General features: G+C 68.3%; 3 protein-coding genes. All 3 read right to left on the bottom strand.

Annotated elements, in window-relative coordinates; all coding sequences use genetic code 11:
• Nucleotides 1–5: 5 nt before the first annotated feature.
• Nucleotides 6–755, bottom strand: a complete 750-nt coding sequence (locus J2Y55_RS14675; RefSeq protein ID WP_310154289.1) for a SapC family protein — start codon at nucleotides 753–755, stop codon at nucleotides 6–8.
• Between the two features lie 97 nt (nucleotides 756–852).
• A complete protein-coding gene (locus tag J2Y55_RS14670) occupies nucleotides 853–2,415 on the bottom strand; it encodes a ShlB/FhaC/HecB family hemolysin secretion/activation protein (protein WP_310154287.1) in 1,563 nt (520 codons plus the stop codon).
• 95 nt (nucleotides 2,416–2,510) lie between these two features.
• The gene (locus J2Y55_RS14665; protein ID WP_310154286.1) at nucleotides 2,511–22,142 is read right to left on the bottom strand and encodes a leukotoxin LktA family filamentous adhesin; all 19,632 of its coding nucleotides are present in this window, start codon (nucleotides 22,140–22,142) and stop codon (nucleotides 2,511–2,513) included.
• Nucleotides 22,143–22,404 lie beyond the last annotated feature (262 nt).

Raw genomic sequence — 22,404 nt, 5'->3', positions numbered from 1 at the left:
GGCGGTCAGGCGGCTTCCGCGGCCGCCGCAGCTGTGGCGCGGGCTCCTGCGCGATCGCCGAGCGCGCCGAAATTCCCCAGGCTGATCAGATGGGCGTAGATCGGCGCGAGATAGCCCTTGCGGCGCAGATCGGCCAGAACGTCGTCCGGCAAGGCGTTGAAGCGCTCCTCGCTGACGGCGAGGAAGCCGCTGAAGCTCGAACTCAGGCCTGTGGGCGAGCGGATATCGATATTGACCGTCTGGAACAGGTCGAGCGCTTTCAGCTCGGCGGTGAAGACGCCTGTCGCCTTGGCCGCATCGGCATATTCGCCGACGAAGGTGACGGCGCGCTGCAGCATTTCGCTGGGCTCGCCGGCTTCGTTGAAAAGGCGCTCGCCGGCCTGGTCCTGCAGTCCGGCATAACTGCCATCGAGGCAGATCACCTGCTGCTCCTGCGAAACCTCGCCGCCGATGAACGGGTAGCGGCGCAGATAGGCCGGCGCATGCACGCCGTTCCAGCGCCCGCCGGCCTCGACGAAATCGTTCTCGCCGCTGCGCATCCCGACCATGAACAAGGGCGAGACGCTGCCGGCCTCTTCCAGGAACAGGATCGGCATGTCGCGGCAGCCGAGCACGAACTCCGCCATCAGCGCCGGCACGACATGGCTGCCGGCTGCGAAGGCATAGCCCCGCTCCGCCGGAGCGATCCGCGCATCGCGGTGGATATTGCGATCGAGTACGACGATGCTCGTGTAAAAGAGGGGCAATGGCGCCATGGTGCGGCTCTTATCCTGGAGAGACGGGACGGGTTCTCGTGACGGCCTTGGAGCGTGACGTCGGCGGCGGCTCGTAGTCACGATCTAAGTTACTGATTTAGATGTTTTTTCGCAAGGTTAGTCGGAAATAGAGCTCGTGATCGCGCTGCGCCACCGAGACCCGCTCCAGCGGGCGCGCGATGCCGCCTTCCAGCGTCGCCCAATCGGTCGGCCGCCAGGCGAGGCCGGCGCCGACGGAGGTCGCGCGCATGCTCGTAGGCACTGTCCCATAAGTGATGCCGTGATCGAGGAAGACGAAGGCGTCGAGGGTCTTCAGCGGCTCGGGCAGTACGTAATGCAGCTCGGCCTGGCCGTAAAACCCCGAATCGCCGAAGGCGGCGCCGATTGGATAGCCGCGCACCGTGGTCGGGCCGCCGATCTGGAAGATCTGGTCGCCGGGAAGCTGCTTGTCATTCGTGTATTGCCACGCGCCGATGAGCGAAGCGTAGATATCGTCGTTCAGGCGCGCGATCGTCGAGGTGTTGCCGGTCCAGAGCGTCAGATTGCGCTTGGCCTGGCCGATCTTGTCTTCGAAATCGATCCGGGAGAGCGTCGGAGAGGTCGTATGCATCAAGCCCGGCAGCGTCACGGTGAGCGAAAGGCCGCCGGATGCCTTGGTGTTGCTGCTATGCGCCGTCGTGATGTCGACCTGCTTGCTGCTGCTGATCCCGCCGCCGATGCTCGCGACGGCCTGCAGCAGCACCGCATCGGTCGCGAAAATGGGCTGAGAGAGGTTGAGCGCGCGGCTTTCCGAGATGCCCTCGGGTCGCAACTCCTTGATCGCTCCAGTGACGATGTGGAAGGCCGAGCGCGTATAGCTGATGCTCAGCCGCGTGCCGAAGGGCGAGACCGGAATGCTGTAGCTGCCGCTGCCGAGGATGCTGCCGCGAGAACGCGAACCGTAGAAGACCAGCCTGTCGTCGAGCCCGAGCAGGCCGTGATGCTTCAGGAACAGCACGCCCTGATAGCGGCCGGTCGATTTCACCGCCTGGTTGTCATAGGAGATCTGGGCGACGTTGCGCGGCGGCTCGGTTGCCGCCAATTCGATATCGGTCAGGCCGAACTCGCCGCCGGCCCGCAACTGAGCCCGCAACTGCACCTCGTTGAGGCGGTTGAAGATCGAAACCTGGCGGTTCAGCGTCGGCGTATCGACCACGCTCTGCGGAACGGTGGATATCTGCGACTGGAGATACCACGGCCAGGTTTGAACCGCGCCGGTGACGTTGACCTTGCCGACACGGCCCTCGATGAGCCCGACCTTGAGCACACCGCCATCGAGCTTCTGCGGCGGCAGGATGGCGCTGGCGGTGACCTGCCCCTTTTCGGCGTAGAGATCGTTGACCTCCTGGACGAGCTTCCCGATCTCGGCCAGATCGACCTTGCGGCCGAGATAGCGGGCGCGCAAGGCATCGAGCTCCGCCTCGCTCAGGAAGGTGGATTTGTCGAAGTCGATGCGCTTCAGGACGATCGTCGTCCCGCCCGCGGGAAAGCTCAGCTTCGGCAGGGGTGGCGGCGCCATGACGCCGGGGCCGCTTTGGCGCGGCGGGGCCGTCTGGCGTTCGATCTCCAGGCGCTGACGCTCGGCTTCCGTCTCGATCGTGCGGGGCACGATCTGCGCCAAGGCAAGGCTCGGAAGCCCCAGCCCAAGCAGGGCAGCCAGGAGTGAAGCGGAAGCGCAGACGGCTTCGCGCCGCCGCTGCCCGCAAGGGTATCTCGTCAAGGCCGGGCCTCGCCGCTTCCGAACTGGCCGAGATTCACCCGCGGGCCACTGCCTTCACCGAGGCTGGCGGTCGTCTCGGGATCGCTGCTGCGCCAGCGGCCGTCAGCGCCCAAGACGAAGCCGCGCGCGATCTCGCCGAAGCTCGGTCCGGTCGGCGCGACGACGCTGAGCCGCGCCATGTCGCGCACCAGCGAGACGCCATCTGCGGTATCGACATTCGCGATAGTGCTGTCGAAGCGCACGACATAGGCATTCGACGACAATTGGGTGCCGTTGACGGAGATGAAGAAGGTCCGGTCCTTCTGGTAGAGCTGCACATCGAAGCCGCGGACCGGAGCGATGCTGCGGTTATTGGCCAGGACGGTCATTCCGGGCGTGGTCAAGCGCAGAGCTCCCGGAACGAAATTGGCGGCGAGATCGAAGCGGCTGGCGCTCGTCGTTATGACAGCATCCGTAACGTCTAACCGGTTGGCGCGGAAGCGCAATGCGTCGATCGTAAGAGCAGCGGACCTCGCCGCGCGCTCGCGCAGACCTGCGATATCGAGCACGAGCGGGGCGCCCGAGCCGCCGGGCAATTGCACGATGCTGGAGGCGATGTCCGTCCCCAGGATGGTGATGCTGTCGCCTGCGCCGAAGCGGCCGAGGCGGACCTCGTCGGGAGCGGAGAATTCCGCGTTGCGCGCCGCGCCGACGCCGAGCCGGATCGAGCCGCTGCCGCCAAGGCCCGCCCGCGCCATGAGCGCATCGGTGGCGACGATGCTGTCGCCGTCGATATCGCCGGCGCTGGCGAGGCTGGCGGAGCGGCCGGCGTCGAGCGCGCCGAACCTGATCGCCTGCCCGGCGATGGCGATGTTCTCACCCGCTTGCGCTGTCGTGATGGTGACGCCGGCGCGGGTCGAATTCAGCCCGAGCGACCCGCCTGCCGTCAGGCTTTCAAAGCGCAAGGCCTCCGCGGCCGTGAGCAGCACATCGTCGCGAGCAACAAGCGTCTGGATATCGATGCCCGCGCCCGAGGATGTCGCAGTGACGGAGCCGGCGCTGCGTGCGATGCCGATGGTGATGGCGCCGGGCGCCTGCAGCAGGAGCCCACCTGCTGCATCGAGCGTTCCGGCGCGGATCGTGCCGAATTCGGATGCGACGGAGAGATCGCCCGACTGCGTCAGCACGCTGCCGAGCGCGACTGCGCCGCGACCATTCACATTCGCGCTTTCGCCTGCGGCGAGCGCGGTGAGGGCGATGGCGTTGCCGAAGATGGACGTTCCGCCGCCGCTGCGCAGGTCGTTGATCGTCACAGTCCCTGCCGCCACGAGATCGGCGCGGCCGTTGGCGTGCAGGGTTTGCGCGGTGATGCCGTCTGCCGTCGAGCGCAGCGACAGATTGCCCGCGCTCGTCACGCTGGTGAGGGTCAGCATGTTCGTAGCGGTGAGCGTGGCGTCGCCGCCGGTAGCAAGCGTGCCGATCGTCAACCCGGCGCGCGTCGAAGCGCTCGTTCCGCTCCCGCTGCTCGCCGTCTGGACGACGATCGCACCGGTCGCGTCGAGTGCGATCGCGCCTGCCGCGTCCAGCGCGGCCGCCGTGATGCCGGCAGCGTAGGAGGTCGCGACGATATCGCCGCCCCGCGTTGTGAGCGTGCCCAGGCTGATCGCGCCAGCGGCCGAGAGCCTGGCGGTGTCGCCTGTCGTCGCGGTCGTGAGGTCGATCGTCGCATTCCGCGAAGAGAGCGTGGCAGCGCCGCCGGCGCTCAAGTTGGAAATGATGAGCGCGCCAGCTGCATCCAGATGCGTGACGCCGCCGCTGGTCAGCGAGTCTATTTCCAGAGCGCCGAGTTGGGTGGTGGCCGCGGCTTCGCCGCCACTCGTGACGGTGTCGATCTGCAGCGTGGCGGCGCTCAGGCTTGTCGAGCCGAAGGCTTGGACTGTGGTGGCGGTCAGGCGGCCGCCGGTCGAGGTCGCGAGGAAGTCTCCCGTCGTCGTGGTTGCCGTGCCCAGCGCAATGGCGCCGGCGGCCTGCAAGGTTGCGGTCGCGCCTGCGTTCAGCGTCGTGATCGTTAGCCTGCCCGTTGTCGAATGCAGGCTGGCCTGGTCGCCGCTTGTCAGCGTCGTGCCGGAGATGTCGCCGAAGGCGCCCAGTTCGAGTCCGGCCGCCGAAACCAGGGTCGCAGCCGAGATCCCGGCATGGCTCGATGTGACGCGGATCGCGCCGTTGCTCGTCTCGACCCGGCCCAGCGTGACCGCATCATGCGCTGCGAGTGCGGCTTCGCCTGCTGCCGTGAGCGTGGTGATGTCGAGTGTGCTGCCCGAGGACGTCGCGTTCGTGCCGCTACCGCTCGTCAGTGTAGCGACGCTGATCGCGCCTGGAGCACTGAGGGTGGCTGCTCCAGCAGCCGCCAGCGTGGTCGCGGTGATCCCGGCATTGGCCGAGGACACTGCAAGATCGCCGCTCGTCGTCTGCGCCGATCCCAGCGTGACGGCGCCGGAGGCAGCGAGCGCTGTCGTGCCTCCGGCCGTGAGCGTGGTGATCCCGAGCGTCCCGCCCGAGGAGGTCGCATTCGCGCCGCTGCCGCTGGTCAGCGTCGTGACGCTGATCGCGCCTGGAGCGGCGAGTGTCGCCGCACCAGCCGCATCCAGCGTGGTCGCGGCGATGCTGCCGCTAGTCGAGGCGACGGACAGGTCGCCAGCTGTCGTCCGGGCGGTTCCCAGAGTGACGGTTGTTGCGCCGCTGAGCGTGGCTGTGCCGCCCGATGTCAGCGCCGCGAGATCGAGCGCCCCGCCGGACGAGGTGACGGACGCCGTGCCGCCGGTGGTCAGCGATGTCGTGATCGAGATCGCCCCGGCAGCGGTCAGCATCGCATTGCGGGCAACATTGAGCGTGGCGGCGGCAATTCCGGCGTTCGTCGAGGAGATGAAGAGATCCCCGATGGTCGTCTGAGCCGCGCCGAGCGTGACGGCGCCGAAGGCCGCGAGCGTTGTCGTTCCTCCAGCCGTAAGCGTGGTGACGCCGAGTGTCCCGCTCGAGGAGTTTGCGCTGGTGCCGCCGCCGCTGGTCAGCGTCGCGACAGTGATCGCGCCGGGAGCGGTGAGTGTAGCTGCGCCGGCCGCATCGAGCGTGGTTGCGATGATCCCGGCGGTTGCCGAGGACACAGCCAGATCGCCGGCAGTCGTCCGCACGGTTCCCAGCGTGACGACAGTCGCGCCATTGAGCGTGGCGGATCCGCCGGATGTCACAGCCGCGAGATCGAGGGCTCCGGCCGACGAGGTGACGGATGCTGTGCCTCCGGTGGTCAGCGACGTCGTGATCGCAATCGTGCCGGCAGCGGTCAGCGTCGCGTTGCGAGCCACACCGAGCGTTGCGGCGGTGATTCCGGCGGTCGTCGAGGAGACGGAAAGATCGCCGGTTGTGATCTGAATGGAGCCGAGGGTTACGGCGCCCGAGGCCGACAGGGCGGTCGTCGCATCTGCCGTCAAGGTCGTGATGTCGAGCGTTCCCCCCGACGAGGCCACGCTCGCGCCATTGCCGCTGGTCAGCGTCGCGACGGTGATCGTGCCGGGAGCGGTGAGGGTGGCCGCGCCAGCCGCATCGAGCGTGGTCGCGGCGATGGTGCCGCCGGTCGAGGCGACGGAGAGATCGCCCGCTGTGGTTCGCACCGTTCCGAGGGTGACGACAGTCGCTCCGCTGAGCGTGGCGGACCCGCCGGATGTCACGGCCACCAGATCGAGCGATCCGCCCGACGAGGTGACGGACGCGGTGCCACCGGTGGTCAGCGATGTCGTGACCGAGATCGCCCCGGCAGCAGTCAGGGCTGCTTTTCCTGCTGCATTGAGCGTGGCCGCGACGATCCCGGCATTCGTCGAGGAGGCCAGGATATCTCCGGCGCTGGTCTGCGCGGAACCGAGCGTGACAGTGCCGAAGGCCGAAAGCGTCGCCGTCTCGCCAGCCGTAAGCGTGGTGATATCGAGCGCCCCGCCTGACGAGGTCGCGGTCGTGCCGCTGCCGCTGGTCAGCGTCGCAACAGTGATGGCGCCGGGCGCGGTGAGGGTGACAGCCCCATCGGCATCGAGCGTGGTTGCGGTGATGCTGGCGTTGGTGGAGGAGACCGAGAGGTCGCCCGTCGTCGTCCGCGCTGAGCCGAGCGTGACCGTGCTGGAGGCTGCGAGCGTCGTGGTTGCGCCGGCCGTGAGCGTGGTGACGCCAAGCGTGCTGCTCGACGAGGTCGCACTCGTGCCGCCGCCGCTGGTCAGCGTCGTGACGCTGATCGCGCCTGGAGCGGTGAGGGTTGCAGCATTGGCGGCGTCAAGCGTGGTCGCGGTGATGCCGGCAGTCGTGGAGGCTACCGAGAGGTCGCCCGCCACGGTCCGCACCGTTCCCAGCGTGACAGCCGTTGCGCCGCTGAGTGTCGCGGCTGCTCCCGATGTCACAGCCACGAGGTTCAGCGCCCCGCCGGACGAGGTGACGGAAGCCGTGCCGCCGGTGCTGAGTGATGTCGTGTTCGCGATTGCCCCAGTGGCGGTCAGCGTCGCATTTCGCGCCGCATCGAGCGTGGCGGCCGTGATCCCGGCGAGTGTCGAGGAGACGGAGAGATCCCCGGCGGTGGTCCGCGCCGATCCAAGCGTAACAGTGCCGGAGGCGGCGAGCGTGGTTGCTCCTCCAGCCGTAAGCGAGGTGATGCCGAGTGTCCCGGCCGACGAGGTCGCGTTCGTGCCGCTGCCGCTGGTCAGCGTGGCGACGCTGATCGCGCCGGGGGCGGTGAGCGTGGCCGCACCAGCCGCATGCAAGGTGGTGGCGTTGATGCCGCCGGATGTCGATACCAGCGTGAGATCGCCTATGGTTGTCGTCGCCGATGTCACGCTGAGCGCATTCGCGGCGCTCAGGGTTGTGGCTCCGCCCGAGGTGAGGGTACCGATCGTCAGCATCCCGGCGGTCGAGGTCGCGCTTGCCGCGCCACCGCTCGTCAGGGCATCGACGGTGAGGTTGCCTGTCGCGAGCAGGTTGGCTGCGCCGGTGTCGGCCGTCAGCGCCGTGACACGCGCTGTCGTGGCGGTCTTGAGATAGACGCCGCCTTGCAGGCTGCGGGCCGACAGGCTCGGTGCGTCGAAGCTCACAGGCGCCAGGCTGCTGCCGATGCCGCTGCCGGCATTGAGCGCGATGACGCCGCCGGCCTGGCCGGCGTTGAGATTGACGACGCTGTCGCCATTGCCGGCGATGGCTCCTGCGGCCGAAACGGCGATGGAGGCCGTACCGGCGGTGCCGATAAGCGTGCTCGTGACCCGCCCGAGCGTCACATCGCTGAGCGAGGCGAGGGTGATCTGCCCGCCCGATTGCACGGTCGCGCCAGCCGCCATGCTGATCGCGCCGGCGGTGATGGAGAGCGGCCCGGTGGTCGCCGCCAGGCTGCGCAGGATCCGCACCTCGGCGTCGGCGGCGAGCGAGAGTCCGCCAGCGGCCGTCAGCGCACCGATCCGCAGCGCGACGGCGGATTGGCTGGCGAGCGTCGGCGTTGAGAGCGTGGCCGAGCCGCCGATCTGGCCGGAGACCTCGCCATCGTTGGCGGCCTGGACCGCGAATGGCGTGACGCCGCTGCCGACATTGCCTGATGCGTTGAGCACGATGTTGGAGGCCGAGATCGCGACGCCCGGCAGGTAGCTCTGGATCGAGCCGGCTGTCGCCGTGAGCGAGGCCGTGCCGGAGGCGAAGATGCGGCCGATCTGGGCGTTGCCCGCTGCCGCGACGAGATAGGCATCGCCTGCGCCGGCCGAGGCCGAGACCAGCCGCCCGCCGATCTGGTAGGTCAGCGGCGTCGCCGCCGAGCCGATGCCGCCGCCGGCTCCGGTCAGGACCAGGTCGGTTCCGGCCTGAATCTGGACTGCGTTGAGCGGCGTCGTGCTGCTCGGCGCGGTCGCGACGGTGATCCCCTGCGGCGCCTGCAGGTTGATCGCGCCGGTGGCGGTGACGCGTCCGATATTGAGCGAGCCGCCGCCCGACTGCGCACCGGTCGTCGCCTGGACATAGATGTCGCCCTGGGCCGAGCCGGAGAATGTGCCGGTCGCGCTGATGAAGAGCGGCGCGGTCTGGCTGATATCGACCGAGGTCAGCGTCACGCCGTTGGGCACGGCGTTGATATCGGAGACCGCGACGCGCTGGCCGCTTCCGTTCGTGCCGAAGAGCTTGACCGACCCTGGCGTGGTGGCGACCGCAAGCGCCTGGAGCTGGCTCGTGCTCAGCGTGCCGTTGCGGATGGTGTCGAGGCCGATGGTGACGTCGGGCGCCAGCGAGCCGATGCTGCCGCCGATGTTCAGGCTCACATCGCGGCCGACGATGATCGCCGTGCCGTTGCCGACGACACCCGACGCCGGCTGCAGCGCCGCCTGGTCGATCGCGGCGACCAACTGGCCCGTCTGCCAGACCGCATTGGCGGTGATGCTGGCGGCAAGGTTCGGTGCGGCCCCGGCCGAGGCGGTGGTGAAGTTGAAATTGCTTTCGAGCGTGTTCTCCTGGAAGCGCGCCAGCGTGTTCCAGTTCGCGCCATAGGCCTTCTCGAAGACGCTGGCGTAGCTCGCATAACGGTCTGCCACATAGGCCGTGACGGTCATTCCTGCGGCGTCGGCGAGCGGCTGGTAGAGCGCGGTCGCGGCGGCGTCGAGCGTGAAGACGCCGTTGGTGACGCTGCCGTTGCGGATCAGGCTGGAATAGAGCGTGTAGGTCTGGGTGACGTTGCGCTCGAACGCGGCGACGCTGGCAAGCGCAGCGGCGTCGGCGCCGTCGGCCTGGGTCAGCTTGAGCTTGCTCTTGATCGTCGAGAGCTGTTCGGTCGAGAGCGACTGCGCCGCGGTCTGGGCGTTGGCCGCCTTGAGTGTGCCGCTGACCACGTCGACGCGGACATTGCCGCCGGTGCTGGCGATCTGGCCGACGCGGAGATTGCCCGACAGCTGCTGGACGCCGATATCGCCCTGCGCCGAGATGTTGACCACGCCGCCGGTCTGGCTGCCATTGGCCAGCGTCGTCGCCATGGCCTGCATGCGCAGCGGGGTATTGATGCCGCCGACCGCGCCGTTGACGCTGGTGATGTTGATGTTGTTGCCGAGCACATGGGTGAAGTCGGCCGGCGCGTATTGCGAAACCTCGAGCCCGCCGGTCGCGCGGATGTTGATGTCGCCATAGCGGCCGGAGGCCGCGTCGAGATCGGCGTTGAAGCGCCAGACCTTGGCGGCGGAATCGATGTTCAGGTTGATGCCGCCGGCGCCGGAATAGGCCGCAATGATACCGCCCTCGGTCAGCGAGACATTGACCGGCGCGGCGGCGGAGCCGAGCGCGTCGCGCCCGCTGATCGTCAGGTTCTGCGACAGGATATTGGTCTGCGGCGCCTGCGTGATGCTGCCGGCCGAAGCGGCAATATAGGCGGCGCCGCTCGGATTGACGATGTTGCCCTGCAGGCGGATCGACTGGTTCGAGCTGATGTTGAGCTGGCCGCTGGCATTGCCGGCGAAGCTGATCCCGAAATCATAGTCCGCCCTGACCGAGGCGGTGACCTGGAGCCAGGCGTCCCTGACGTGGTTGTAGTTCCAGTAGGTGTTGGCGGTCGAGCCGTCGACCTGGCGGAAGTCGCGGCTGCAGAAGCTCGGAGTGCCGCCATTGCAGCCCTCGTAGGTCTGCATCGCGTTCGAGACCTCGATGACGCCGCCCTGCAAGGTCTGGTAGAACACAGGATTGCTGGAGGCGTAGTACGGGTTATAGGTGACGCGGCCCTGCGCCCCGGTCGTCCCGTTCCAATAGTCCGGCCCCGACGAGGTGCCGTCGCCCCAGATGCCGGTCGCCGGCGCCGGGACATAGACCCAGGGATTGTTGGCCGAGCCCGAATTATAGCGCCACACGCCCTGTTGGTTCGGATCGCCGCTGACGAGGTTGTCCTTGTGAACGAGCAACTGCTGCGTCCACTCGTAGCGCATGCCGTCCTTGGTGTCGTAGGTCGTGCTGTCTCCGGCGATGAACTGCACGGGCTGAGTGGCGTTGGCGCCGCTCAGGATCGGCTGGCGCCCGTTGTCGGTGATGTATTTCGCGATGCCGGAGCCCGGCGTGTAGACGTAGACTGTGGTGTTCTCGGCGGCCGGCTTCAGCCGATCGACGATCGTGATCTTGCTCGTGCTGGCGTTGGCGCCGGCGGCCGTGCCGGTGTTGATCTTGTTGGTGATGAGCGCCATGCCGCTGTTGTTGACGATATCGACATGGCCGAAGCCGCCATTGATCTTGATCTTGCCGAGCACGTTGGTGCTGATGATCTGGCCGTCGAGCAACACCGAGCCGCCGCCCGAGGAGGCGTTGACGTCGCTGACATTGAGCTGTCCGGTGCGGATGTCGTAGGTGACGGGGATCAGCTTGTCGCCGCTGTTGAGGACGCGGTAGGAGCCGGCCGCGCTGCCGTAATTGATCAGGCGCGTATCGTTGGTGAGGTCGACCAGGGGCGAGCCGTAGCCATAGGTGTTGTAGTTGAAGATCGCGAAACCGAGCGCCTGGATCAGGTTATCGCCCAGAACGACCGACTGGTTGGTGATCCGCCCGGCCTCGATCGAGGCGTTGACGTTGATCACTGTCGCCTTGATCGCGACCTGTGCGCCGTAGATCTGTGAGCCGCTGCCTTGCGCCTGGACCGAGTCGCTCTGGTAGTATTTCGGCACGATCGGGATCTGGGCGAAGTAGATGCCGTTGCCGAAATCGTAGCCGCCCTGGCAGTTCATGCCGGTCGAGCCATAGCCGATGCAGTTGCCGTACATGATGGTGCTGTAGCGCAGCCCCGGATTCCCGCCATCCTCGATACGGTGGTAGAGGTTATAGTTCAGGCTGGCGCCGGAGCCGAAATACAGCGTGTTGGCGATCGCGTTGACGGTGTCGTTGATGACGTAGCTCTGCGACGGCGCACCGGGCGTGGCGCCGGGATAGGTGATCGCAGCGCCCCATTCCGCCTGCGGCGACGCGCCGGCATTGTACATCCCATTCGGCCCGTTCGACGCAACCGCGACCGCGCCGTTGGGCACCGTGACGTTGAACTGCAGCGAGTCGATGCGCTGGCCTGAGAAGCCGAACGACCCTTGCGTGTTGTTGATCGAGACCAGGCCGCCGAGATTGCTGATGTCGTCGGCGATCAGCAGCGCCGGCCCGTAGTTGCCGATATCGGCGCGGGTGTAGGCGTTGTTGATGATGACGCTCGCCGTGCCGTTGGCGTTGTAGCGGGTCTGCATCAGCCCGTTCTGGCCCTGCGCCGCGCCGGTGAACAGGATCTGCCCGGTCGAGAGGTCGGGGATATAGGCGCCGCCGTCGAGGATCAGATAGGCGGCGCTGTTGTTGACGACCTTGATCGTCGGCCCGCCATTGGCGGTCAGCGTGCCATTGCCCTGGATGGTGTCGCCGTTGACGAAGACGTTGCCGCCGGCCGCATAGAGCTGGCTGATCCGGTAGGCCCGCACCAGCCCCGAAGAGATGCCGCCGACCAGCGTGTCGGCGACAGCGGTGTCGTCGATCGTGCCGTTGGTCGTGGTGTAGTTGGCGCGGACATAGGCCACCGCGTCGAAGGCGTCGTCGCGGGTGACGACGACCGGCGCGCCGCCGGCCTTCACATAGACCGTCGGCGTCGCGTTGAGGTCGCAGATCGACAGGCCGCCCGTGCCGCAGCCGATGGTGATCTCCTGCTCGTGGAACACGCCGCCGACGGCACGGCCGTTCATCACCACCGTCGAGGTCGCCGATGCGCCGGGGGTCTCGTCGCGCTGCGTCACCGGGATGAAATAGAGCTGGAAGCCGTGGCCGGCGCCGTCGGCATTGGGCGTCACCATGCCGTTATAGGCGCCGAGCGTGACGTTCTGGGCGCTGAGCAGCGCAGCCCCGGTATTGACGTTCAGCCGCGCCCGGTTCTGCAGGTCGGTCGAGGCGTCGGCGTCGGGCACCGCGATCAGGCCGCGCACATAGCCGATCGCCGTGGCGTCGCCGGAGATCGAGGTCATGGCCAGGCCGGACGCATCGCGCCCGGCGGTGACGTTGACGTTGTCGAGGCCGGTCAGCGTGCTGTTGGTGCCGATCGTGATCGTCTGGTTGGTGATGATGTCGGTATCGGCCTCGGCGACGCCGACGGCAGCGAGGCCATAGGTCGTGACGAGCGCGTTCGTCTTGACCGTCGCGGTGGTGTAGGTGCCGATATTGATCGTGCCGGCCGAGGTCAGCGTGACCCCTGTTCCGAGCGTGACCTCGTTGTCGACATTGCGGGCGCGGTATTGCGAGGTGACGCCGGACCCTTGCAGCAGGCCGCCGGTGGTCAGCGTCACCGTGTCGTTGGCGGTCAGTTCGGTGATCGCCTGGATCGCGATCGGGCCGGGCGAGGAGACGGCGTTGAAGCCGCCGGAGAAGTTGGCGTTGTCGCCGATCAGGACCTTCGACGAGCCGTCGATGTCGATCGTCGACTTGGCGCCGACGCCGTTGATGCCGCCGCCCGCGCCGGCGCTGATCGTGTCGCCGAGCGCGAGTTGGGTGAAGACGTTGCGGCTTTCGAGCTCGATGCCCTGGAGGCAGGTGGTGACGTAGCAGCCTTTGGTGCCGTTGCCGATCGCGTTGAAGATGACGGACGCACCGATGTCGACCAGTACGTTGGAGGTCGCGTCGTGACTTGCGAGCGAAGCGCTGGCGCCAAGGGCTGCCGCCTGCGTCGCATCGACCCGGTTGGCATAGGAATCGGTATGGCCCGCATTGACCAGGATCGTGTTGGCGCCGATCTGCGTGCGCGCGCCGATGCTGGCCGTGACCGTGGCGGTATTGGCGGTGTCGGCCGAGGCTCCGGCGCCGGCGACCAGCCCGCCGCTGCCTGATGTGGCGCTGGCGATCTGCGTGTCGCTGCCGGCTGCGATCAGGCTGAATTTCGTCGCGCTGTTGCCCAGCAGGCGGGCGTCGTCGCCCAGCGTCGCGCTCGTCGTCGCCGTCGAGCGCGCCTCGGCCAGCACGGCGCCGATCGCGTATTTGCCGGCGATCGAGAAGCCGGTCGCCGAGGCGATCTGGCGCGTCGTGTTGGTCGCGTTGATCTCGACGGTGCCGGCCGGCAGCCGGACGTTGTTGCCCGCAGAGGCGGTGACCGTCGAGGTGTTGACGGCCTTCGCGTCCGAGCCGACCGCGCTGGCATAGTAGGATCCAGAGCCGGAGAAGGACCAGGCGGCGGCTCCGGTGCCGCCGCGGCTGAAATCGCCGGTCGCGCCGGGCGAGCCGCCGATCGAGGTCACGGGCGTGCCGAAGATCGTGCTGGTCGCCAGGATCGAGAGGCTGCCGGCGGTGAGCGCGCGCTGGGCGGCGGCTCCGCCATCCATCGCCGCGATCACGGTCTGGTTGGTGGTGGCGCGCGAGATGGCCGCGCCTACGGCGAGCCCGCCCGTCACCGAGACGCCATAGGCGGCCGCCTTGGCGTCGGGCGTCGCGGTCGCGGTCACGCGGATTGCCCCGGTCCCGACATTGACGCTGGCGTTGTCGCCGAGATGGGCCTCGACGCGCGAGGAATCGCTGGCGCGCGCGTCGGCGCCCGTGCCGGCGACCAGCAAGCCGCCTGCGCCGGCGGTCGCCGAGGCATAGGAGATGCCGGCGCTGCTGGCATCGACAGTGAGCGATGTTCCGCCCGAGAGCGTGGTGTTGGCCGCGACATTCGATGTCGCCGTGCCGTCGAGGCTGCTCTTGGCGATCGAGATGCCAAGCGCGCCGCCGCCCGCCGCCGCCGCGCCGAGCGCGTCGGCGCGCGAGCCTTGCGTCGTCGTCGCGCCGACCGTCGTCGCGCCGGTGACCGTGAGCGTGCCGCCGAGCCGGGCGGTGAGCGTATTCGAAACCGCGCCCTGCGCTACCGCCGCGCCGGCGGAAGCCGTGCCCGAGCCCGCGCCGGCCTTGACGTCGATCCGGGACGCCACGCCCCCGGCGCCGTCGATGGCCGAGGCATTGACCGTGATCGAACCCGTCGTCACCGTCGCCTGGTCGAGCTGGGCGCTGACAGTGTCGGCGACCGTGGTGTAGCCAAGGGCCGCGCCGACGCCGACGCCGCCAATGCCGATGCCGAGCGCGGTGTTCTCGGTCGAGGTCTTCGAGGTCGAGGTCACCGTGACCGAGCTGGCCGTGATCGACCCGCCGAGCGCGGTCGCACCTGTCTGGGCGCCGGTCGAATCGAGCAGGGCGGTAGCGCTGATCGCGCTCGGCGTGGCTGTGCGGGCGCGGTTGCTGGTGAACCAGGCATATTGCGAGGCGGCGTAGGCGCTGACTTCGCTGAAGGTCGCCGTCCGGCCGAGCTGGGCGTCGGCGGCGGCCTGGTAGACGGCCTGGCCCGACCCACGCAGCGAATAGAGCCCGTTTACCGGGACGCCATTGGCCAGCAGCGTGGCATAGGCGTCGTTGGCGGCGATCTTGACCTGCGCGTCGGTGAGGTTGGGCGTCGTGACCTCGAGAACCTGCCGATAGGAATTCAGCCCGGCGTCGCCGATGACATATTGCAGATTGGCGGCCTTCAGCGCGGTGTAGCGCGCCGCCGCATAGTCGCGGACCTGCTGGTCGGTCGCGGTCGGCAGGAAGAGCGCGATGGCGGCGTTGGAGCGTAGAGCCTGGACGCCGCTGGCGGTCAGGGTCAGCACACCGTTGACGACCGTGCCGTTCTGGATGAGCGCCAGATATTCGGCATTGGCCGTCGTGCGCAGCTGGTCGTCGGTCGCGCCTGAGGCGTAGGCGCCGCGCAGGGTGCGATAGGTCGCGAGCCCGCTGGTGCTCAGAATGAAGCCGGGATCGACGGCGGTGAGCTGGTTGACGCGCGAGAGCGTGCCGTTGCCGCCGATATTGAGATCCGCGCCGGCCGGCGCGCCCGTGCCGACCGAGATGACGTTGACGGCCGCGCCGAGCCCGATCGAGCCGCCCTGGCCGATGGTGAAGGCGTTGGCATCGACGCTGCGGTCGCTCACCGCCTGGACCACGACCGCGCCGGTCGTCGAGATCGTGCTGCCGGAGAGGTCTGCGAGCACACTTGAGTCGAGGCTGGCGACATTGGTCGCGGAACCGGCGCCGACGCCGGCGCCGCCGATGGCTGCCACGCCCGTCTCCGGCGTGATCGTCGTGGTCTCGCGTGCGATCACGTTGAGCGAGCCGTCGATGGTCTGGCCGGCCAGTTCCTGGATCGGTGTACGGCGCTGCGTCGAGTTTACGCCATAGAGCCCGGCCCGCGTCGTGTTGGCGACATCGATCAGGTTGACCATGCCGGCGATGCCGACCAGGCCTGCGGCCGAGCCGCCGGCGGCCAGCGCGGTGAAGCTGTTGGTGCTGGTCGCCTGCACGTCGAGCCGGCCGTTCAGGTTGAGCGTCGTGACGTTGGCGCCGCCGCCGATCGTCGCCAGCGTGGTGCTCTGGCTGCGGGCCACGACGAAGGCGCTGCCGAGCGCGACGCCGCCGCCGGAGCCGACGCCGGCGACACCGTAGAAGCCGTTCATGCTGTCGGCGGTGACGCGCAGCGAGGCCGCGTTGACGATGCCCTGGTCGATAGTCGCGGTCGTGACCGCCTCGAAGCTGTTGACGAGGCCGGTCGCCGCCGCGCCGGCGACGCCGGCGGAAAAGCCGATCGTCTTGCCGGTCGAAGCTTGCGAGGACACCGCCGCGACCTCGACCGCGCCGACGCCGCCGAGCCCGGCCTGGTTGGTCGCGATCGTGCCCGTGGTCGAGTTCGTCAGCGCGGCGCTCGTCTGGCGCTTCAGCGTGGTCTGCGCGTCGGCGCCGGCGCCGGCCGCGCCGCCGATCGCACCGACGACGATGTAGCTGCCGGCATAGGAATGGCTGGCGGCGTCGACCACGATCGCCGTCGGGTTCTGGCCGGCGTTCAATCGCGTGTCGATCGTGCTGCCGTCGATCGTGGCCGAGGTCGTTCCGCCGAGCGAGTTGCGGATGGTGACATAGCCGACCGCGCCGCTGATCGGGTAGACCGCGATGCCCGCCGTCACGGCATTGGCCATCACCGCCTGCTGCGAGGTCGCGATCACGGCCAGGCCGCGAATGCTGCGCTGGGCCATCGCCAGGTCAGGCAGGGTGGTCGACGGGCCGCTTGGGCTGGACAGGCTCGGCGGGCTGACGAGCGCGCCGCTGGCGAAGCTCAGCGACCCGGTGCCGTTGACGCGCGCATCGACGGAGCTGGTCTCGCTGATCGAGGCAATGGTGCTGCCGCCGATCGTGTTGTTCACGATCGAGAGGCCGCCGGCGACGCTGGGCGAGCCGCCGGCCGCACCAAGCGCGCCGGCCGAGACCGCGATGCCGTCATGATTGGTTGCGATCACGCCGACATTGTTCTCGGCGATGATGTCGGCGCGCTTCACCGTCGCGGCAACGTCGGTCGCGACGCTGCTGGTGGCGACCGAGCCGGCGAGCCCGACCTGGCGCGAGATCGCGATGCCGATCGACAAGGTCGAGATCGTGCCGCTCGACTGGCTCTGGACCAGCACGTCGCGCGAGGCGCGCAGCCGCGCATCCTCGATCGTCGAGCTGACGTTGTTTTCGATGCTGTTCTCGACGACGGAGAGGCCGAGCGCGGCCGAGCCGAAACCGAGGCCGAGCGAGCCCGCCGTGCCGCGGATGGTTGCGGTCGTGCTGCCGTTCAGCTTCACGTCTCGGCCCGTGACGATCGTGCCTGCGCCGGTGATGCCGGCGCGCACGACGTTGTCGACCGACTGCAATGCGACCGAGGCGACGCCGGCGAACTGGCCGGTGGCCCCGCCGAACCCGATCGCAACGCCGGTGATGCTGGCGCCGTCCTGCGCCCGCACCGAAACATCGCCGGTCGCGGTCAGGATGACGTTGTCGATCGTCGCGATATGCGACTGCGCTACCTCGTTGCTGAGGAAAGCGATTCCGACATTGTTGCGCCCGGCTTGCAGCGTGCCGGAGAAGGCGACGATCGCGGCGCCGTTCGGATTGGGGTCGCCGCCATTGGCGACGGCTCCGTCGAACTGGACCTGGGCCGCGTCGGCCTGGGAGAAGGTCTGGCGGCCGGCGATGATGGCGTCGAAGGTCGTGTCGCGGCTGCTGTCGGCGGTGACGACGACGTCGCCGCCGATCGTGATGGTCGGCGGTGCCCCGGCCGTGCCGCTGATCTCGGCCCGCGTCGTCGTCGTGACCTTGTTGAAGACGAAGGCGCCAGCCAGGCCGTTGCCGCCGAGGCCGACCGTGGCGGCCCCCGAGGCGATACGGCTCGAATTCGAGGCGACGACATTCAGGCCATTGAGATTGACGAAGCTCGAGTTGCGGATGGTCGCGCTGACCGCGTCCTGCCCGCTTGGATCGCCGATCTCGGCATAGCTCAGCGAGAGCCCGATGCCGGACTGCCCGCCGATATAGGCCGCGCCGCCGCCGATGCCGATATCGGTGGTCTGATAGGCGTTGACGCTGGCGAGTTTCGAGACCGAAGTGGCGGCGTCCCCGGTGATGGCAGAGTTGGCGATCGAGGCCTGGACCCGGCTGGTGACGAGCCCGACCGCCGCCGAGACTGCGGCCGCGCCGCTGCCGCCGGCCGAGACGCCGATGCTGACGCCGACGATCGTCGCCCGGCCGCCGGCGATGGCCTGGACGGAGGTGTCGTAGGCGCCGGTCAGGTTCGATCCGGTGATCTGCGCGTCGGTGCTGTTGTCGAGGACGCCGATGGCGACGGCCCCGGCGATGGCGCCGCTTGCGCCCGAGGTGTTGGCGAGATTGGCGGCAGCGGCGCCGGCGCCGACCTCGATGATCGTCGAGTTCACGGCCCTGACCGACGTGGTCAGTCCGGCATTGTCCTTCTTCTGCAGCCGGGCGCCGTCGATCCAGGCGGAGGTGCCCATTGTCGTCAGCGCGACGGCCGATGCGCCCGCCGCCGAGAGGCTGGGGCCGCTGCCGGACTGCTTGTTGAAGCTGTCGGAGATTTTCCGGATTGCCTCGCTCGTGCCCGGCGGCAGGGTCGTGGCGACAGCGCCATCAGCCGCAGCCGCTGCGACGGCGGCGGCCGTGATCCGTCCGGTCGTCGCTGCCTCGACAGCGATCGAGCCCGTCGTGATCAGCCCCTGCGGCGCGTTGCCGGCGAGCCGGCCGTCCGTGAGATCGTCCGAATTGTCGCCGACATAGGCGCGCGTGACCGAACCCGCATCCAGCACCGCCACCGAGATGCCGATGCCGTTACCGCCGCCGGCCACGATGCCGCCGCTGAGCGCGAAGACGGAGACGAATTGCTCGGCCTTGACCGAGACCGCATTGGCCGTGACGACCGCCTTGTTGCTGATCGAGGCCAGCGTCTGGTTGTGGATGCCCGAGACCGAGACGATGCCGTTCAGCGCGATCGTGCCGGCTGAGCGCCCGGAGGTGGTGGCGATCGCAAACAGCATGTCGGAGGTGCTGGCGGTGACCGCGAGATCGGTCGCCGTGATCGTCGCGCCGGCGGCCACCGCCGCGACGGTCTTGCTGCTGCGGCCGATGTCGATCAGCGAACCGCCGACCGCCGAACCGGAGCCGCCATTGACGCCGCCGGTGAAGCCGAAATTGCCGCCGACATCGACCGAATGCTGATCCGTGTCGGCATTGACGGTGACACCGCTCGCCCAGTTCTGAACGTAGTTTCCGGAGAGCGTCGTCGTCCAGGGCGCCGTCGTCGAGGTCTGGTTCAGCGTCGCGCCGCTGGCGATATAGGCCGAGGTGTCGTTGCTGACGCGGAAATAGTCGACCGCGCCGGCGAGTCCGAGATCGTTCGATTGCGAGGCGGCATTGGCATAGCTCGTCAGGATATTGTTGACGATGCCGAGATTGCCGTTGATGTGCGAGAGGGTCTCGCCCAGTCCGGACCAGTTCGTCCAGGTATTCGAGATCGGATTTTCGCTGAGCGCGGCGACGCCGATGCGGCCGGCATTGATCGTCACGCCGGACCCGATGGATGCGGTCGAGCTATGGGCGTAGTTGCCGACGGCGATACCGAAGGAGAGCGAGACCATCGCCTCGGGATTGCTCGCGGTCGGGTCCTTCGAGTTGGAGTTGGTCGAGCTGTCGGCGATCAGGCGCACGCCGAAATCGCGCTGCCGGCTCGCTACCACGACGTCGCCCGAGGCATAGATCGTCGGCGCCTGATCGCCCGGATCGGCCGCGATCGCGGCCGTGGCGCTCAGGTCGCTGCTGGCGATGGTGACGGCGCTGCCGACCTTGATCGGCACACTCGATGAGGCGGTCGACAGCTTGCCGAAGAGCTGGCTGAGCAGGTTCGAGACGGTGCTTCCGGCCGGCCCGGCATTGAAGATGATGTTGTCGCCGGTCGTCGCCGATGAGCTCGTGGCGTTCTTCGTCGTGTCCGAAAGGGCCTGGACCGTGACGTTCTGGACCTTGTCGGCGCTCGTGCCCAGCGAGGCGCCGAGCAGCGCATCAGCCTCCGCCTTGTAGTCGGAATAGGCGACGGCGATGCCGGCGACGCCTCCCGAGGCTGCCACGGCCGTTGACGAGGTCGAGAAGGAATTGGTGTTCTTGGCGGTGACGCTGACGGTTCCGAAGCCGCTGGTCGCCCCCGCAGTGACCGTCGCGCCGGAGTGGACCTTCGCGGCGGTGGTGACATCGACGTAGCCATAGGCGACCGTCGCCGCGACCAGGCCCGTGCCGACCGAGATCGAGATGGCCGAGACAGCGAGCTTGACGTCGTTCTCGGCGTTGACGGCGAGGTTGCGGCCGACCTTGATCGTCGCGCCCGAGGCGACGTCGGCGGTGACCGTTCCCATGATCTCGCCGATCGACACCGCCGCCGCGAACGGGTTTCCGCCGCTCAGCGTGATCGCGGGCAGCGAGGCCTCCTGCCGCGCCTTGGCGGTGATGGTGACGTCACGCGTCGCCTCGATCGTCGCGCCGTCGACGACACGGATGCGGCTCAACACATGGCTGCCGACATAACCGCCGTTCAGGCCAAAGAGGATGCCGCCAACGCTCTGCGCCGCCAGCGCCAGCAGCGGCCCGGCGGAGGGATCGACATAGGAGGCGACGGCGGTCGCATCCGCCTTCAGCAGAATGTCGCGTCCGGTGATCGTGCCGTGGACGTCGATGGTCGAGGTCGCGCTGGCCATGCCGGCGATCCGGATGTCCGATGTCGTCGCGTCGAGCGTGACGTCACCGGCGGTATAGGCGCTGCCCGTGCTGACGCCGGCGAGCAGCGAGCCGAACACGCTGATATTCGGGGCGGTCAGCAGGATCGCGCCGGAATTGCCGGTCGAGGGATTGGAGGCCGAGAGCACGCCGCCATTGGCGGAGCGGTTGAACTGGCGCGTATCGATGCTGCCATCGGCGGCGATCGTGATGCTGTTGGTCGCCTGCAACGACACATCCGTGCCGTTGGTGGTCATGCTGGCGCTGCCGCCGGTCCCGATGATCAGGTCTGTCGGGTCGATATAGAGCAGGCCGGCCTTGCCTGAGCGGGCGGAGAGATCGACATCGACCGCGCCCAGCGTGACCGTCTTCGTCGCGCTGAGTTCAGTGAAGCCGCCATCGCCGGTCAGGCCGCCCTTGCCCCTGAAGATCGCGCCATTCTCGACATCGAGATTGGTCCCGGCGAAGACCTTGATCTCGCCGCCCTTGCCGGCGACGCCTTGCGCCGCGCTGGCGTCAAAGCGCGCTCCGCGCGCAATCGAGATCGCGGCGTCGGAGGTGATCGAGATCTTGCCGCCGTCGCCGGTGTTGACGGCAGCCTGGCCCGCTGTGGCGCTGCCCTGCGCAAGCTTCGCCGAGGGCGCCGCCCCCTGTGCGCTCAGCCGCGCCGTCTGGGTGATCGTCGTGCCCCGGCCGGAGCGCACGACGATCGAGCCGGCGGAGCGCCGCGCCGTCGCATTGGCGCTCAGGGAGCCCGAAATGGTCGCTGTGCCTGCCGCGACGATCTCGATGCCGCCGCCGCGCCGCGCCACCATCGCGCCGCCATGGCGGATGCCGGAGGTGTTGACGCTGGCCGCGAAGGCGTTCTGGTGCCGCCGCCTGCGTTCGCCGATATCGACGGGGGCGGCATTGGCCGTGATCTGCCCGGCGACGCTGACGGAGCTGCCGTACAGCGTCACGCCGCGTTTGGCGTTGATGCGGCCCTCGATCGAGATCGCGCCGTCCGCCGAGATCGGAATGTCGTTGGCTCGCAGCCGCGCCGCCATCGTTTCATTCACGACGCCGTTGGGGCTGATCACCTGATCCAAGAAGTCGCGCGTCGGCGTGTTGACGGTCAGCTGTCCGGTGTTGATCACCCCGGACGGTCCGACCGTGAAGCCGGCGGAGTCCGAGAAGTAGACGTGCCCGCCGATCTGGCCGTTCTTGTAGGAATTCAGGATGCCGTTGACGACGACGGGGCCGTTGCGGACGATATTGACCAGCGCGCCGGTATTCTGCGGCAGGTGCATGTTGACGGTCGTGCCACCCGCTTGCTCGAAGCGCGAGAACGAGTTGTAGCCGGCATTGCCGGAAACCGTCTGGGTGGTGATCGTCGTGGTGGCGCCGTTGACGGAGACATTGGTCTGTGTCCGCCCGTCGGGCGTGATCATGTTCTGCGCGAAGGCCGGAGCGTTCCACAGCACCAGCGCCATGGCCTGGCCGACCAGACAACGCTGGCGCAAATTCGCCAGCACGGACTTCGTAGGCACGGAGCTGGGCCGGGCCGCAGGCAATGGCGTCGGAAGCATGACGTGCGGCAGCCGCGGCGAAGCGGTGCGACAGCGTGTGGTCTTGGAGCGTAGTGAGCGCAACGCGGAAGCCTCGGCCCGTCCGGCAAAACGGTGTTGTTTCGCCGGTTTCCGAGTCGAGACACGAGCGCCCGAAAGCCGGCGCGGATCGCGCCAGTCTCCGAATGCCCGTCTCCTCCCTGGATCAGGCTTAACGACTCCCTACCAGAGGCCGCCTGTCCTT

The sequence above is a fragment of the Allobosea sp. BE125 genome (genome assembly GCF_031456075.1).
GTDB lineage: Bacteria > Pseudomonadota > Alphaproteobacteria > Rhizobiales > Beijerinckiaceae > Allobosea.
The sequence above is the reverse complement of the archived record's forward strand: the minus strand, read 5'-3'. Positions and strand labels throughout refer to the sequence as shown.

What these genes read in the sequence shown, in the direction of transcription:
- J2Y55_RS14675 (WP_310154289.1), bottom strand. Translation starts at nt 755, where the DNA reads ATGGCGCCATTGCCCCTCTTTTACACGAGCATCGTCGTACTCGATCGC.